Genomic DNA, 16,313 nt, shown 5'->3' on the forward strand with positions numbered 1-16,313 from the left:
TCAGTCCTCGATGCGCTTGCCGGTGTCCGGCGCGAAGAAATGCAAGTGGTCTGCCGATGACGTCACCGGCAGCCGGTCGCCGGCGCGCACGCGCGCATGGCTTTCCAGCCGCACCACCACCGGCTGGCCGCCGAGCGAGCCATAGGCGAAGGAATCCGCGCCGAGGGCCTCGACCACACGCACGTCGACCTCGGCAATAGCCTCATGCGCAGCGCACGGCTCGATGTGCTCGGGACGCAGCCCGAGCAGCGCCTGCTCCGGCAGGTGCAGGCCCATCGGCAGGTGCCCAAGCGTGGCCGTGGCCGCATCGCTGCCCTCCTTCGCCACCACGCGCATCTGCGCGCTGCTGTCGCCTGCGGCGTTGCGCACCACCGGGATCAGATTCATCGGCGGCGAGCCGATAAAGCCCGCGACGAAGGTGCTGGCCGGGCGCGAATAGACTTGCAGCGGCGTGCCGATCTGCTCCACGCGGCCGGCGTTGAGCACCATCATGCGGTCGGCCAGCGTCATCGCCTCGACCTGGTCGTGGGTCACATACAGGCTGGTGGTACCCAGGCGCCGGTGCAGCTCCTTCAGTTCCAGCCGCATCTGAACGCGCAGCTTGGCGTCCAGGTTGGACAGCGGCTCATCGAACAGGAATACCGCCGGCTCGCGCACGATGGCGCGGCCCATGGCCACGCGCTGGCGCTGCCCGCCGGAGAGCTGGCGCGGCTTGCGCTCCAGCAGCGCCGCCAGTTCCAGGATGCCGGCGGCGTGCTTCACGCGCTGCTCGATCTCGGCCTTGGGCATGCCGCGGATCTTCAGGCCGTAGGCCATGTTGTCGTACACGCTCATATGCGGATAGAGCGCGTAGTTCTGGAACACCATGGCGATGTCCCGCTCGGCCGGCTCCAGGTCGTTGACGACCTTCTCGCCGATATAAATCTCGCCGTCGGTGATGGTTTCCAGCCCCGCCACCATGCGCAGCAGCGTGGACTTGCCGCAGCCCGAGGGGCCGACGATGACGATGAACTCGCCGTCGGCGATCTCCATGTCGATGCCGTGCACGACCTGGACACTGCCGGCGTAGGTTTTCTGAACGTTGCGAAGCGACAGATTTGCCATTGCTGTTTTCCTGCGGGCGACCGGCGTCCTCAGACGCCATGTCGCATCGCCTTATTTTTCCGTTTCGACCAGGCCCTTGACGAACCACTTCTGCATCAGCACCACCACCACTGCCGGCGGGATCATCGCCAGCATCACGGTGGCCATCACCAGGTTCCAGTCGGTGGCGGCATCGCCCGAGCGCGAGATCATCTGCGTCACGCCCACCACCACCGGCGTCATCGACTTCTGCGTGGTGATCAGGAGCGGCCAAAGGTACTGGTTCCAGCCGTAGATAAACTGGATCACAAAGAGCGCCGCGATGCTGGTGCGCGACAGCGGCAACACCACGTCCCAGAAGAAGCGCAGCGGCCCGGCGCCGTCGATGCGCGCGGCCTCGGCCAGTTCGTCCGGGATCGTCAGGAAGAACTGGCGAAACAGGAAAGTGGCGGTGGCCGAGGCGATGATCGGGATGGTCAGGCCGAAGTAGCTGTCCAGCAGGCCAAGGTCGGATACCACCTTGTAGGTCGGTAGGATCCGCACCTCCACCGGCAGCATCAGCGTGATGAAGATCAGCCAGAAGAAGGTCTTGCGCAGCGGGAACTTGAAATAGACGATGGCGAAGGCCGAGATGATCGAGATCGCGATCTTCCCGAGCGCGATGCCCAGCGCCATGATCAGGCTGTTCTTCATCATGGTCGAGACCGGCGAAGCGGCCTCGCCCACGCCCTGGAACAGCACGGTGCGATAGTTCTCGATCAGGTGGCTGCCGGGGATCAGTGTCATCGGCGCATCCAGCACCTCTTCGGCGGTCAGCGTCGACGCCACAAAGGTCAGGTACACCGGAAACACCACCACCACGATGCCGAGGATCAGCACCGCGTGGGTCAGGAAATCGAGTAAGGGACGACGTTCTACCATGGCTGTCTCCGTTAGTACTGGACCTTGCGTTCCACGTAGCGGAACTGCACCACGGTCAGCGCGATCACGATCACCATCAGCACCACCGACTGCGCGGCCGAGCCACCGATATCCATGCCGCGGAAGCCGTCATGGAAGACCTTGTACACCAGCGTGTTGGTCGAATTGAAGGGGCCGCCGTGCGTGACCGCGTCGATGATCGCGAAGGTGTCAAAGAACGCGTAGACCACGTTGATCACCATCAGGAAGAACGTGGTCGGCGACAGCAGCGGGAAGATGATCGACCAGAAGCGGCGCCACGGGCCGGCACCGTCGATGGCGGCGGCCTCGATCAGCGCGCGCGGGATGCTCTGCAGCCCGGCCAAAAAAAACAGGAAGTTGTAGCTGATCTGCTTCCAGGCCGCGGCCAGCACCACCAGCAGCAGGGCCTGGTTGCCGTTGAGCAGGAAGTTCCACTCGACACCCATCTTGCGCAGCACGAAGGACACCACCCCCAGCGTCGGGTTGAACATGAACATCCACAGCACGCCCGCCACCGCCGGCGCGACCGCGTACGGCCAGATCAGCAGGGTCTTGTAGCCCACCGCCGCGCGGATCACGCGGTCGGCAAAGTAGGCCAGCGCCAGCGCGGTGGACAGCCCCACTACCGTGACGCCGATGGCGAAGATCGCCGTGGTCTGGAACGACTCCACGTACAGCGGGTCGTTCCACAGCATGCGGAAGTTGTCGAGGCCGACGAACTCCAGGTTGATGCCGAAGGCATCCTGCTGCAGCATCGACTGGTACAGCGCCTGCCCGGCGGGCAGGAAGAAGAAGATCAGCGTAATGGCGATCTGCGGCAAGACCAGCAGATACGGCAGCCACGGCGAGCGGAAAACAACGCGTTTTTCCATAAACGGATTCCGACGGATGCCGCGGGTTGCGGCATCGGACTAGGTACGGAGCTGCGGCCAGCCCGATGGAGACGGCCACAATGCAAGCGGGCGGAGGTTTCGCCGCCGCCCGCCTGTCACATCAGCTTGATGACAATAGACCCGGCGTTATTCGCGCGCGGTCTTCTGGAAGCGTTCAAGCAGGTCGTTGCCGCGGGCAACGGCCGAGTCCAGCGCTGCCTTGGGCTCCTTCTTGCCGGCCCAGACGGCTTCCAGCTCTTCGTCCACGACGGTACGGATCTGCACCATGTTGCCCAGGCGCACGCCGCGCGACTTGTCGGTGGTCTTGACCACCATTTGCTGCACCGACACGTCGGCACCCGGGTTCTTGTCGTAGTAGCCCGACTTCTTGGTCATCTCGTAGGCGGCCATCGTCACCGGCAGGTAGCCGGTGGCCTGGTGCCAGTCAGACTGGATCTCGGGGCGCGACAGGAAATTGAAGAACTTGGCCACGCCCTTGTACTCGTCCGGCTTCTTGCCGCCCATCACCCACAGCGAAGCGCCACCGATGATGGTGTTCTGCGGCGCGCCCTGCACCTCCGGGTAGTACGGCAGCTGCGCCACCGCGAAGGCGAACTTGGCGTTCTTGCGAATATTGGCCAGCGATGCCGACGAACCCGTGAACATCGCGCATTCGCCGTTATAGAACTTGGCCTGCGATTCCGCCTTGCGGCCGCCGTAGCTGAAGTAGCCCTTCTTCACCATGTCCTGCAGGTTGGTGATGTGCTTGACGTGCAGCGGGCTGTTGAACACCAGGCGCGTATCGGTGCCGCCGAAGCCGTTGTTCTTGGTCGCGTACAGCGTGTTGTGCCACGCCGAGAAGCTCTCCAGGTGGACCCAGCCCTGCCAGTCGGTGGTGTATGCGCAGTTGGTGCCCGAGGCCTTGAGCTTGGCCGAGTACTGCATCACTTCCGGCCAGGTCTTGGGCGGCTTTTCCGGATCCAGGCCGGCCTTCTTGAAGGCGTCCTTGTTGTAGTAGAACACCGTGGTCGAGCTGTTGAACGGGAACGACAGCATCTCGCCCTTGGACGAGGTGTAGTAGCCCGCCACCGCCGGGATGTAGGCCTTCTGGTCGAACTTCTCGCCGGCGTCCTTCATCACCGCCGAGACCGGCTTGATCGCGCCCTTGGCGCTCATCATGGTGGCGGTGCCGACCTCGAACACCTGCAGGATGGCCGGTGCGCCGCCGGCGCGGAAGGCGGCGATGCCCGCGGCCATGGTCTCGTCGTAGTTGCCCTTGTTGACCGGCACGACCTTGTAGTCGGACTGGCTGGCGTTGAACTTGTTGGCGATTTCGTTCACCTTGTCGTTCAGCGCGCCCTGCATGGCGTGCCACCACTGGATTTCAACGGCGGCGTGAGCGCTGCCGGCCCCGGTCAGGGCGGCCAGCGCTGCAAGTTTGAGCACGGTACGGGAAAAGGACATCAGTGGCTCCTGGTGTTGTCTGGTGGTCGGTCGAAAATCCCGACACTATGTGATTCTTTTATGACAGCGGCATGTTACGCCTGTCGCACCTGCGCAAGCAAATCAGCAACTTCACCAGTACACGGCATTTTGCAGTGCAATAACAGACGAAGACTGCGGGAGCGCAGTTACAATGGCCCGCCATGCAATCCCTGAACAAGCTCTCTAATTCCGTGCTGCAGCGCGTGCGCGGCGTGCTGACCGATATCGACGGCACGCTGACCACCGACGGGCGCCTGCCCGCCTCCACCTACCTGGCGCTCGACGGGCTGCGCCGGGCCGGCCTGCATGTGATCCCGGTCACTGGGCGCTGCATCGCCTGGGCGGAAATCCTGACCCGGCTGTGGCCGGTCGACGCGATCGTCGGCGAAAACGGGGCCTTCTATTCGCACCTGCACAACGGCCGGTTGCAAACCCGTTTCCTCGACGATGCCGAGACCCGCGCGCGCAACCTGGAGCGAATCCATGCGCTGGGCGAGCGGATCCTGCGCGAGGTGCCAGGCTGCGCGCTGGCTTCAGACCAGGCCTGGCATGCTGCCGACCTGGCGATCGATCATGCGGAAGACGTCAAGCCGCTGCCTGAGGACGCCGTGGCGCGCATTGCCGAAATCATGCGCGAAGCCGGCATGACCGCCACCGTCAGTTCGATCCACGTCAATGGTTGGTTCGGCCGGCACGACAAGCTATCGATGAGCAAGCTGTGTGTGGCCGAGCTGCTTGGCGAAGACCTGGACGCACGCCACGACGAATGGCTGTTCATCGGCGATTCGGCCAACGATGCGAGCATGTTCGCGCATTTTCCGCTGTCGGTCGGGGTGGCCAATGTGCGGGAGATCCTGCCGCAGCTGCCGGTGCCGCCGGCTTATATCACGGCTGCTGCGGGCGGTGAGGGCTTTGCCGAGATGGCGCAGCGGCTGGTCGAGGCGCGTGGCTGAAGCGAGCGCGCCAAAGAAGAATGGCCGGTTTGCTCCCCTCTCCCGCTTGCGGGAGAGGGGCCGGGGGTGAGGGCAGGACTTGGCATACCGCAGCGAATGACTTCGTTGATACGCCGGCCCTCACCCCAACCCACTCCCGCAAGCGGGAGAGGGAGTACACAAGGGGCACTGGTAGAAGCCTGAGTAGTTCGCCCGCTCAGTCGAAGCCCAGTTCCTGCAGCTTGCGAGTGATGGTGTTGCGGCCGATCCCGAGCCGGGTCGCAGCCTCGACGCGGCGGCCGCGCGTGACGCCCAGCGCGGCTTCCAGCACCGCCTTCTCGAAGCGTCGCGTCAGCGCGTCCATGACCTCCGGCTGGCCGGACTCCAGCATCGCGCGGGCCTCGCCGGCCAGCAGGCTTTCCCAACCGGCCGCGGCCGAAACCGGCGCGACAGTGACGACCGGCGCGGGCCGGACCGCGGTGGCGGTGTCGCCCTCCGCCACCGGCACGGCAAACCCGCCATAGTCAGCCAGCTCGTGCGCGCCTTCGTATTCGGCGGCACGCACCTCGGCAGCACGCTCCGGCCGCGGCGCATTGATGGGCTCCGACGTCCCCGCTTCCAGCATCTCTCGCGGCAGGTCCTTGACCTCGATGGTCTGCGCCGGCGCCATCACGGTCAGCCAGTTGCACAGGTTCTCAAGCTGGCGCACGTTGCCGGGGAACGGCAGCGTGCTGACGTAGGCCAGCGCCTCGTCGGACATGCGCTTGGGTTCGACGCCCAGTTCCTTGGCACTCTTCTGCAGGAAATGACGGGCCAGCAGCGTGATGTCTTCCGGGCGTTCGCGCAGCGGCGGCAGGCGCAGCCGGATCACGTTCAGGCGGTGGAACAAGTCCTCGCGGAACAGCCCTTCCTTGACGCGCAGCTCCAGGTTCTGGTGCGTTGCAGCAATGACGCGGACATTGGCGCGCAGCGGGTTGTGGCCGCCGACGCGATAGAAGTTGCCGTCGGACAGCACGCGCAGCAGGCGCGTCTGCAGGTCGAACGGCATGTCGCCGATTTCATCGAGGAACAGCGTGCCGCCCTCGGCCTGCTCGAAGCGGCCGCGCCGCATGGTCTGCGCGCCGGTGAACGCGCCCCGCTCATGGCCGAACAGTTCCGATTCCAGCAGGTCCTTGGGGATGGCCGCGGTATTGAGCGCGATAAAAGGCCCGTTGGCGCGCGGGCTGTGCTTGTGCAGCGCGCGCGCAACCAGTTCCTTGCCGGTGCCAGACTCGCCGGTGATCATCACCGTCACGTTGGACTGCGACAGGCGCCCGATCGCGCGGAACACGTCCTGCATGGCCGGCGCCTGGCCGAGGATCTCGGGCGCGTCGACCAGGCGGTCGTCCAGCTCTTCCTCGCGCAGGCTTTCCTCCAGCGCGCGGCGGATCAGTTCGACGGCCTTGTCGACATCGAAGGGCTTGGCCAGGTATTCGAAGGCGCCGCCCTGGAACGCGGCCACGGCGCTGTCCAGGTCCGAGTAGGCGGTCATCACGATGACCGGCAGTCCCGGATGCCGCGCCTTGAGGGCCTGCAGCAGGTCCAGGCCGGAGCCGCCCGGCATGCGGATATCGGAGATCAGCACCTGCGGCTGGTCTTCCTCCAGCGCGGCCAGCACGTCCCGCACATTGGTGAAGCTGCGCGAGAGCAGGCTTTCACGGGCAAGGGCCTTTTCCAGGACCCAGCGGATTGATTGATCGTCGTCGACTATCCAGATCGGCTTCATGTGCGTCGCTTGTCTGCTCGGTGTCATTTGGTCTTCCGCATGCCCGCCCACGGCGGGTACACGATCACTCGCGGACGCCAGCGAAGCGGCTGGTGCAACGAGCTAGTGCAGCGGCAGCAGTATGCGGAAGTCGGTACAGCCCGGCCTGCTCTCGCATTCGATCAAGCCCTCGTGCTGCTGCACGAAGGTTTGAGCGAGTGTGAGACCGAGACCGCTGCCGCCATCCCTACCCGATACCAGTGGATAGAAAATGCGTTCGCGAATGTCTTCGGGGATTCCCGGGCCGTTGTCGATGACATGCAAGTCCAATGCCAGCTTGAACAGCCGCTTCGCAATCGTGACCTGGCGTGCGACGCGCGTGCGCAGCACGATCTGCGCATCACCGCGCGCGATGTGGTCGGCCAGCGCCTGCGCGGCGTTGTGCACGATGTTAAGCACCGCCTGGATCAGCTGCTCCATGTCGCCCTGCAGCTCGGGCAGGCTGGCGTCGTAGTCGCGCACAATGTCCAGCCCGTTCGGGAACTCCGCCAACACCACCGAGCGCACGCGCTCGAGCACCTCATGGATATTCAGGCTCGACACGATATGCGGATGCCGGTGCGGCTCGAGCAGCCGGTCCACCAGCGTCTGCAGCCGGTCCGATTCCTTGATGATGACCTGCGTGTACTCGCGCAGCGAGCGCTCGGGCAGCTCGAACTCCAGCAGCTGCGCCGCGCCGCGGATGCCGCCGAGCGGGTTCTTGATCTCGTGGGCCAGGTTGCGGATCAGTTCTTTGTTGGCGGCGGTGAGGTCGAGGATGCGCTCTTCGCGGTCGCTGCGCACCTTCTGTTCGTTGGGCAGGATCTCCACCACCACGGTGTCGCCGACCGTTTCCAGCGCGGCGATCACCACGTGCACGTGGAGCGGCTCCTGCAGCGGCGGATGCAGGACCAGGTCCTGCCGGCGCACGTCGAACTGCCGCGTGACCACGGTATCGAGCATGCTTTGCAGCTCGTCGGAGCGGCCAAACAGGTCGGGCAGCTTCAGCTCGACCATGCCTTTGCGCGACACGCCGAAGGTCGCCTCGGCGGCCGGATTCGCGTAGACCACCTGCAGCCCCGGCTGCCGTACCAGCAGCACCGGGTTGGCCACCACGTCGAGGCCGGCATGGTAGGCCACTGCCCCCATGCTCAGCACCTGGGCACTGGCCTCGGGCTGGGCCAGGTCCGGTGCCGGCGTATCGCCACGGGCGCCGTCGGCACCGCTGACCTTGCGCGACACACCGCGAATCAGACGACGCATAAGACTAGTCCTTCAGGTTGCCAAGCTCGCGCCGCAGCGACGCCGCATTGGCCTCGCTGCGCGCGATGTCGTCGCGCAGCGCCGCTGTGCGATCGAGGTATTTCTGATAGTTGCGCTCGTTGCCCTGGCGCTCCGGCTGGCCGTTGTTGTATTCGGCACGCAGCCCCTGGAGCTTGGCCTCTTCGGCCTGCAGCTCCTGCGTGAGCACCGCGCGGCGCTCGCTGTCGCGGCTTTTCTGCGTGGCACTGTCCACGCGCGGAAAGCTGGTGTTGCTGGTGCCGGCAGCGCTCTTGGACGGCGCCGCCACGCGCCCACCCGGCACGGTCACCACCTCGGGCAGGTTCAGCTTCTTGCAGCCCTTGCCGGCATTGCCGTTTCGGTACTCCGGCACGCCGTTGGGCCCGGTGCAGACATAGACATCGGAGGACTGCGCACGTGGCTGCCCCGCCCAGGTGCCCAGCGCCAGCGCCACGGCACTCACCAGAACAGGAATTCCGATACGAATTTGGTGCAATGACGTGGCCCGGCAGGTCGTGCGCGAAGTGGCGTCCATGGACATGGCTTGAGGTTTGAACAGGGGGGTGGGATCGGGATAGGATCGGATTCCCCATTCTAGCGAGCAAAGCAAAAAGGGACAGCCGAAGCCGCCCCTTTCTGGTGCAACTGTTGCCCGGTCACAACCTGCGTCATTCCCGGGCAAGGGCCGCTTACAGCGAGTAGTACATCTCGAACTCGATCGGGTGCGTGGTCATGCGGAAACGCGTGACTTCTTCCATCTTCAGTTCGATGTAGGCATCGATCATCGAGTTCGAGAACACGCCGCCGCGGGTCAGGAACTCGCGGTCGTTGTCCAGGTACTCCAGCGACTGGTCCAGGCTCGAGCAGACGGTCGGGATCTTTGCATCCTCTTCCGGCGGCAGGTCATACAGGTTCTTGTCGGCTGCTTCGCCCGGGTGGATCTTGTTCATCACCCCGTCCAGGCCGGCCATCAGCAGCGCCGAGAAGCCGAGGTACGGGTTCATCAGCGGATCCGGGAAGCGGGTCTCGATACGGCGGCCCTTCGGGTTGGCCACATACGGAATGCGGATCGAAGCCGAACGGTTGCGGGCCGAGTAAGCCAGCTTCACCGGAGCCTCGAAGCCCGGCACCAGGCGCTTGTAAGAGTTCGTGCCCGGGTTGGTGATGGCGTTCAGCGCGCGGGCGTGCTTGATGATACCGCCGATGTAGTACAGCGCGAATTCCGACAGGCCGGCGTAGCCGTTGCCAGCGAACAGGTTCTGGCCGTCCTTCCACACGGACTGGTGCACGTGCATGCCCGAGCCGTTGTCGCCGACGACAGGCTTCGGCATGAAGGTGGCGGTCTTGCCGTAGGTGTGGGCGACGTTCTGGATCACGTACTTCTGCAGCTGGGTCCAGTCGGCGCGCTGCACCAGCGTGCTGAACTTGGTGCCGATTTCGTTCTGGCCCTGGCCAGCCACTTCGTGGTGGTGGACTTCAACGGGGATGCCCAGCGATTCCAGGATCAGGCACATTTCCGAACGCATGTCCTGGAAGGTGTCGATCGGGGCCACCGGGAAGTAGCCGCCCTTCTTGCCGGGACGGTGGCCGGTGTTGCCGTGCTCGAATTCCTTGCCCGACGACCACGGGGCTTCTTCGGAGTGGATCTTCACGAAGCTGCCCTGCATGTCGACGTTCCAGGTCACGCCGTCGAAGATGAAGAATTCGGGTTCCGGGCCGAAGTAGGCGGTGTCGCCCAGGCCGGTGCTCTTCAGGTAGGCTTCGGCGCGCTTGGCGATCGAGCGCGGGTCGCGGTCATAGCCCTTGCCGTCCGACGGCTCGACTACGTCGCAAGTCAGCACCAGCGTCGGTTCTTCGTAGAACGGATCGACGTTGGCGGTATTCGGATCCGGCATCAGCAGCATGTCCGAAGCTTCGATACCCTTCCAGCCGGCGATCGACGAACCGTCGAAGGCGTGGCCGCTTTCGAACTTGTCTTCATCGAAGTGCGACACGGGCACGGACACGTGTTGCTCCTTGCCTTTGGTATCGGTGAAACGGAAATCGACGAACTTGACGTCGTTTTCCTTCACCAGCTTCATCACGTCTGCAACGCTGTGGGCCATGCCAATCTCCTGGATATTCGGCGGAAGTCTGAGAAAGCCAATTCTTGGGCCTGTCGCCACCGGCGCCGCTGCATAGTTGCCGCGCCGATCCGACCAGCCACGAAAGGACGAGGAATGTTAGCAGAAAGCATGCCAAGCAAACGCCCCTCTGCTACGCCCAGCCCGAAAAATGTGCAATTCCGGCGAACCGCGCACCGTGTCGGGGTTGGCGAGTGACGTGGAGCGAGAACGACTCCTTGCCGGGTGGCGCACCAATAACACGCGAAAATGTGTGGTGCCTCCCTATAAAACACCATAATGGTGCAATCAGCAAGTTGTCGCACCGAATCAGTGCGTATGCACCAAAATCGGTCGAAGCCTGCCCGCCGGTGGCGCGCTCCCGCGAGCAATCAGTCGCCGGGCGGTCGTAGCGCTATAGAATAGTGTGCTGCGGTCCTTCCGTCCGCCCCGGTTTGCCCCTATTCCATCCCTGAAATTTGTCACGCAGATGACCACCCGAGACGATCTCCTCCAGGCTGCCAGCCAGCGCCAGCAACAAAACCAGCTCCCGTATTTCGGCGCGCTGTCGCCGCAGGAAGCCTATGCGCTGCTGCAGAACGACCCTTCCGCCGTGCTGGTCGACGTGCGCACCCAGGCCGAACTGGACTGGGTGGGCGGCGTCGACGTGCCCGACGCGCAGTTTGCGCACGTCGAGTGGATGACCTATCCGGGTGGCGCGCAGAACGGCCGCTTCCTCGACGAACTGAAAGCACGCGTGCCGGCCGATGTGCCGGTGCTGTTCCTGTGCCGCAGCGCCGCGCGTTCCAAGCACGCCGCGCGCGTGGCCACCGAAGCCGGCTACCACTTCGCCATGGACGTGCTGGAGGGCTTCGAGGGCAACCGCGATGCGCAGCACCACCGCAAGACCGTCGAGGGTTGGTGCGTGCGCGGCCTGCCGTGGCACGGCGCCTGAGCGCCGCCGCGGCGTGATTGAACAAAGGGGCAGCCTGGGCTGCCCCTTTGTTTTTGCTCCGCAGCGCGCCGTGCTCAGGCCTGCGCCTATGCCTGCGCGGATTCCCGCGCCGGTTGCTCCACCGTCTCGAAACCCATCGCCTGCACACCCTCGAGCAGCATTGCATAGGCCGGCGCGACCAGCTCGGCCGGACCCTTGACGCCCAGGTCGATATGCCGGCGCGCGAAGCGGTCGCCACGCTGCACGTCGCCCACCGACGGCAGGCTGAACACGCGCACGCCGGGATGCGCCGCCTCGACCTTCTCCATCAGCGGCGTCAGCGTGGACTCGGGCGCCTCGAACACATAGAAGGCGCGCTCCTGCTGCTGTACCTGGTGGAACAGGTGCGCATACTCGTGGTCCAGCACCCACTCCATCATCGGCCACGCCATCACCGGAAAGCCCGGCATGAAGTGGTGATGCGCCACCGAGAAGCCGGGGATGCGGTTGTAGCTGTTGGGGATGATGCGCGCGCCCTCGGGAAACTCGCCCATCTTGAAGCGGTGCTGGTTCTCCGGCAGGTTCAGGTCGGCCTTGATCGGGTCGCCGTTGGCAGTCTCGGCGATGCGCAACGCGATCTGCTCGCGCGCCTCGGGATGCAGCGCCAGCGGCACGCCCAGCGCGGCAGCGGCGCACTGGCGGGTGTGGTCATCCGGCGTGGCGCCGATGCCGCCGGTACAGAAGACCACGTCAGAGCCGGCGAACGTGCGCCCCAGCGTGGCGGTGATGCGGGCGCGGTCGTCGCCGACATACTCCGCCCAGTCCAGCGCCAGGCCGCGCGCGCCCAGCAGTTCGATGGTGCGGCGCATGTGCTTGTCTTCGCGCCGCCCCGACAGAATCTCGTCGCCAATGACGATCAGGCCAAAACCCATATTGCCCTCGCTTCAGGAATTTTCGATGCGGCGCACGTCCGACGGCGCCAGGTCGATCACATCGCCGTCGGGCGACGGGCCGGCCGGCTGCGGGGCCGACTGCTCGGCCAACGTCGCGGCACGCTCGGCCCGCAGTTGCGCCAGCGCGCGCAGGCAGAAGTGGCCGAACCACAGCGCCGAGAAAATAAAGATCAGCACGTAGAGCCACAGCGTGCCAGTTAGCACGAACGGGAACAGGAAGATCACCGCCGCCGACGACACCCACAGCAGCGTCGGCGCCGAGCCCAGCAGCCCCACCGCCACACCGATCACCAGCAGCGGCGTGCGGTGGCGGCGCACCAGCGTCTTGCGCTCTTCGGCGCTGGCATGGTCGGCGAGCGCGTCATAGGTCATCACGCGGTAGGTCAGCCAGCCCCACAGCACCGGCGGGATCAGCGCGAAGAACGGCGGGATCAGCCACAGCGGCAGCGTCACCAGCACCAGCAACAGGAAGACGACGGTGCTGCCGAGCGAGTGGAACACGCTGCCGAGCACGCTGCCGCCATGGGCCTTGTCCAGCCCGGGATAGCTGCGCTCGAGATGACGCACTACCGCCGGCACCGAGAACACGCCGATAAACATCAGCATGGAGGCAATCACCAGCGGGATCGCCAGCGCAGCGACAAACAGCGGCGCGACCACGGCCCGCATCGACTGCAGACCGAACCAGTCCAGCGCGCTGTAGATCCAGCTGGTCAGGATGGAGGTTTCAAGGAAGCCGCGCGTGGCGGTCATGATGGGGTCCCAGCCCCACCAGAGCAGGCCGCCCCACAGCAGCGTGGCCAGGACGAAAGGCAGCACGGTCAGCATCAGCATGCGGGGATGCAGCTGGCTGACAAGCGCGCGGCCAAACGAGCGGAAAATATCGTTCATGCAATCGATGGCAAACAGGAGGAAAGGCGCCGGGCGCGGCGGAAGTCCGTATGGAGGTCCAGATGTGCCGGACCGGCGGCGAGCCGGAACACTAGCATACGCCACTTGCCGCCGCGGCGCGCCATCGGGCGCCGCAGGTGGAGGACTGCCTCAAAACCGCCCCGCTTCAGCGCAGCCGCAGCAGACGCTTGATGCCGTACCACTGGTGGGCCAGGAAGCCCGCGCCGTAGTCGTAGCCCTTGCCCACCGGCGGTGGCAGCTGATCGCGGATGCCGGTCGGGTGGTAGGTCTCGGTGAAGACCGCGGTGCCGAACAGCATGTCCCACCACGGGAAGATCACGCCGAAGTTGCAGCCGCCCAGGCGCGTCGGGGCGCCGTCCGCTTCATGCCCGATACCTACCGCGTGGTGGGTGCGGTGAAAACGCGGCGAGATCAGCAGGCGCTCGCCGAGCGCGCCAAAATGCAGCCGCACGTTGGCATGCTGCAGGCTCTGCAGCAGTTGCGACAGCGCCACCAGCAGCACGTACTGCGACGGCTCCACGCCGACGCCCAGCGCCACCAGCGCGAACACGAAGTCGCGCAGCATGTCGTCGAGCAGGTGGTTGCGGTTGTCGCTCCATAGCGTCATCTGGCGCTGGCTGTGGTGCACGGCGTGCAGCTGCCACCACCACCGGAACGTGTGCGACAGGCGGTGGTACCAGTAGTCGAGCAGGTCGAACAGCAGCAGGTAGACGAAGAAGCTGACCAGTGGCACCGAGGTCACGCCCGGCCACCAGTCCTCGACGTTGATGCGGTGCCAGCCCAGCAGCCGGACGTGGCCTTCAATGGCGTCGGTCAGCGGCGCCAGCAGGAAGAACATCGCCAGCCGGAACAGCCCGAGCCGATGGATCACCGTATAGAACATGTCGGTGCGGATCGCGGCGCGGTCGGACACCGGCTCGACCGGGCGCCACTTCTCCAGCGGACCCAGGATCAGCGCCATCACGACGATCTGCACCAGTCCCACCAGCAGCCACTCCGTGCCGGTGAAGGCCTCCTCGGCATAGCGGCCAAACCCGAGGTCGTAGACCACGGGCAGCACCACGTCCTGGAACAGCGTGCCTTCGACCATGCCGATCCAACCGTTGAGCGTCTCCCACATTACCGCCTGCCCTCCTGTTGTCCGTTGGCCGTGCTTGCTGCGTGGCGGGCAATCCAGTCACGGTAGGCCGGATGCTCGCGCAGCGTCGCGAAGCAGAAGCCCTTGCGCTCCAGGCCGGCAAGCAGCGGCTCCAGCACGCCGGGCGCCCAGGGGTCCTTGCGCGACCAGATGCCCAGGTGCGCCAAGGTGATGTCGCCGTCGCGCAGCTTGTCCAGTGCGCGTTCGAGCAGCATCGTGTTCGGATAGCGCTCCGAGGCCAACTCATCGCCCAGGAAACCCGCCGGCGCCCAGCCGACGTGGCGGAAGCCGCAATGCTCGCCCCACTGCAGCGTCTGCGGCGCGGTGCGGCCGCCCGGGGCGCGCCACAGCGGCACCATGTCGGCACCGGTCATGCCGCGGAAGGCCTCGGCGCTGCGGCGCAGCTCGCGGCAAAAGCCGGCGGCGTCCATCGCCATGTCCTTGCCCGCCTGCGCGCCGAACTGCGGCCGCATGGTCACCTGGCCAGCGCGCACGCTGCGCAGGTAGACGTGGTCGAAAGTATGCGTGCCGAAAGCGTGGCCGTCGGCCACCAGCGCTTTCCAGTACGGCGCCCAGGACGGATCGAGCGAGCTGTCCTGTCGCACCGTCGGTTCGTTGGCCAGGAAGAAGGTCGCGCGGATATGGTGGCGGCGCAGCGTGTCGGCAATCAGCTGCGCCTGGCTCATGCTGCCGGTATCGAAGGTCAGGTACAGCGTGCCGGCCGGGCAGGACTTTGCCGCAGGCTGGCCTGCGTCGGCCGCGTGCAGCGCGGACGGCAACGCGCAGGCGAGCGCCAGCGCAGCCAGGATTTTCCTGAGACGCCCGGATCGCGAAGCCTTGGTGTCGCGCATGGTCCCTGCCCTGCCTCGTTCAATACAGCGGCGCGCGCGTGCGGAAATAGATGCCGTGCGGCGAGCGCCCGACGCGCACGGTCTTGACCAGCTTGCGATTTGCCACATCGATCAGGCCGACCGAGCGCGCCCAGCGGAAGGTGACCCACAGCGTCTTGCCGTCGGCGGTCAGTTCCATGTCGTCCGGGCCCGGCGGCAGGCCGGTGATATCGCCTATCTTGGTCAGCGTCTGCTGGTCGATGATGCTGATGCTGCCGGTCACGCGGTTGCTGAGGAACAGGTGGCGCTTGTCGCCCACGGCGCGGAAGTTGTGCGCGCCCTTGCCGGTCTGGATCTGCTTGACGACGGTGCGGGTGCGCCAGTCGATCACGGCCACATAGTCGGCGCCGGTCATGCCGACCAGCAGGTATTTCTGGTCCGGCGTGACCCAGATGCCCGCCGGCGCCGAGCCGGTCTCCATGCGCCACATCACGTTCTGCGTGACCAGGTCGATGGCGACCACCTCGTTGGAATCCTGCAGCGTGATAAAGGCGATGCGGCTATCGGCGGTAAAGGCGATATGGCTGGGCGTCTTGGCCAGCGGGAACTGCTTGGCCAGCTTCAGCGCCTTGCCGTCCCAGCGATACAGGTCGACCCGGTCGAGCCGGTTGCCGGTGGCGACGAACCACTTCTGGTCCGGCGAAAAGCCGATCTGGTACGGGTCGTCGACATTCGGCACGCGCTGCTGGACCTTGCCGCTGACGGGATCCAGGAACACCAGGTCGTTGCCGACCGCATTGGCCACGATCAGCGACTTGTCGTCCGGCGTGGCGATCAGGTGGTGCGGTTCCTTGCCAATCGGATATGTCTCCAGCACCTTCTGCGAATCCTTGTCGATCAGCGTGACCGTTGCATCACCCGAATTCAGGATCACCACTACTTCCGCCGATGCCGGTGCGGCCAGCAGGCCCAGCGCCAGGGCGCCCACCGTCAATCCACCAGCCACAACACGACGCAATGCGAACATAAGACCCGCTAAAAAGAATACCGAACCGGCGATTCTAAC

15 protein-coding genes are annotated in these 16,313 nt (G+C 65.4%); 2 read left to right on the forward strand and 13 right to left on the reverse strand.

The features are described from left to right. The 4 genes from K307_RS39175 to ugpB all read right to left on the reverse strand — a co-directional run bounded on the left by K307_RS39175 (position 1) and on the right by ugpB (position 4,361). Positions 1-1,104 (reverse strand): sn-glycerol-3-phosphate import ATP-binding protein UgpC, encoded by a 1,104-nt coding sequence (locus K307_RS39175; protein WP_042886432.1) that lies wholly within the window; start codon positions 1,102-1,104, stop codon positions 1-3. A gap of 51 nt (positions 1,105-1,155) precedes the next feature. Continuing rightward, entirely contained in the window at positions 1,156-2,004 is an 849-nt protein-coding gene (gene ugpE / locus K307_RS39180) for a sn-glycerol-3-phosphate ABC transporter permease UgpE (protein ID WP_042886433.1), read from the reverse strand. 11 nt (positions 2,005-2,015) lie between these two features. Further along, complete coding sequence (ugpA, locus tag K307_RS39185) at positions 2,016-2,897, reverse strand: sn-glycerol-3-phosphate ABC transporter permease UgpA (protein ID WP_042886434.1); 882 nt, start codon at positions 2,895-2,897, stop codon at positions 2,016-2,018. A gap of 147 nt (positions 2,898-3,044) precedes the next feature. Next, positions 3,045-4,361 carry a sn-glycerol-3-phosphate ABC transporter substrate-binding protein UgpB gene (gene ugpB, locus K307_RS39190; protein ID WP_042886435.1) on the reverse strand — a complete coding sequence of 439 codons (1,317 nt, stop codon included), beginning with the start codon at positions 4,359-4,361 and terminating at the stop codon, positions 3,045-3,047. Between the two features lie 182 nt (positions 4,362-4,543). Here ugpB and K307_RS39195 point away from each other — a divergent pair, with 182 nt between their 5' ends. After that, entirely contained in the window at positions 4,544-5,335 is a 792-nt protein-coding gene (locus tag K307_RS39195; protein WP_042886436.1) for an HAD-IIB family hydrolase, read from the forward strand. Positions 5,336-5,531: 196 nt separating this feature from the next. On the opposite strand, the gene ntrC is transcribed toward K307_RS39195, so the two are convergent. The 4 genes from ntrC to K307_RS39215 all read right to left on the reverse strand — a co-directional run bounded on the left by ntrC (position 5,532) and on the right by K307_RS39215 (position 10,483). After that, a complete protein-coding gene (gene ntrC, locus K307_RS39200; RefSeq protein ID WP_042886437.1) occupies positions 5,532-7,079 on the reverse strand; it encodes a nitrogen regulation protein NR(I) in 1,548 nt (515 codons plus the stop codon). Between the two features lie 102 nt (positions 7,080-7,181). Further along, complete coding sequence (gene glnL / locus K307_RS39205) at positions 7,182-8,360, reverse strand: nitrogen regulation protein NR(II) (RefSeq protein WP_042886438.1); 1,179 nt, start codon at positions 8,358-8,360, stop codon at positions 7,182-7,184. 4 nt (positions 8,361-8,364) lie between these two features. Then, on the reverse strand, positions 8,365-8,913 hold the full coding sequence (locus K307_RS39210; RefSeq protein WP_042888025.1) for a hypothetical protein: 549 nt from the start codon (positions 8,911-8,913) through the stop codon (positions 8,365-8,367). A gap of 154 nt (positions 8,914-9,067) precedes the next feature. Further along, positions 9,068-10,483 (reverse strand): 3-hydroxylaminophenol mutase, encoded by a 1,416-nt coding sequence (locus tag K307_RS39215; protein ID WP_042886439.1) that lies wholly within the window; start codon positions 10,481-10,483, stop codon positions 9,068-9,070. A 487-nt stretch (positions 10,484-10,970) separates the two neighbouring features. On the opposite strand from K307_RS39215, the gene K307_RS39220 reads away from it, so the two are divergent. After that, positions 10,971-11,435, forward strand: a complete 465-nt coding sequence (locus K307_RS39220) for a rhodanese-like domain-containing protein (RefSeq protein WP_042886440.1) — start codon at positions 10,971-10,973, stop codon at positions 11,433-11,435. Between the two features lie 86 nt (positions 11,436-11,521). Here the strand turns inward: K307_RS39220 and K307_RS39225 are convergent, their stop codons facing one another. The 5 genes from K307_RS39225 to K307_RS39245 all read right to left on the reverse strand — a co-directional run bounded on the left by K307_RS39225 (position 11,522) and on the right by K307_RS39245 (position 16,274). Further along, positions 11,522-12,346, reverse strand: coding sequence for a competence/damage-inducible protein A (locus K307_RS39225; protein ID WP_042886441.1), 825 nt, complete (start codon positions 12,344-12,346; stop codon positions 11,522-11,524). A 12-nt stretch (positions 12,347-12,358) separates the two neighbouring features. Next, positions 12,359-13,258 carry an EI24 domain-containing protein gene (locus K307_RS39230; protein WP_042886442.1) on the reverse strand — a complete coding sequence of 300 codons (900 nt, stop codon included), beginning with the start codon at positions 13,256-13,258 and terminating at the stop codon, positions 12,359-12,361. 166 nt (positions 13,259-13,424) lie between these two features. After that, positions 13,425-14,399, reverse strand: a complete 975-nt coding sequence (locus K307_RS39235; RefSeq protein WP_042886443.1) for a sterol desaturase family protein — start codon at positions 14,397-14,399, stop codon at positions 13,425-13,427. After that, complete coding sequence (locus K307_RS39240) at positions 14,399-15,268, reverse strand: polysaccharide deacetylase family protein (RefSeq protein ID WP_042886444.1); 870 nt, start codon at positions 15,266-15,268, stop codon at positions 14,399-14,401. The genes K307_RS39235 and K307_RS39240 overlap by 1 nt, the downstream gene beginning before the upstream one ends. Before the next feature lie 19 nt (positions 15,269-15,287). After that, on the reverse strand, positions 15,288-16,274 hold the full coding sequence (locus tag K307_RS39245; protein ID WP_042886445.1) for a beta-propeller fold lactonase family protein: 987 nt from the start codon (positions 16,272-16,274) through the stop codon (positions 15,288-15,290). Between the last annotated feature and the right edge of the window lie 39 nt (positions 16,275-16,313).

The sequence above is a fragment of the Cupriavidus necator A5-1 genome (assembly GCF_000744095.1).
Lineage (GTDB): Bacteria > Pseudomonadota > Gammaproteobacteria > Burkholderiales > Burkholderiaceae > Cupriavidus > Cupriavidus necator_A.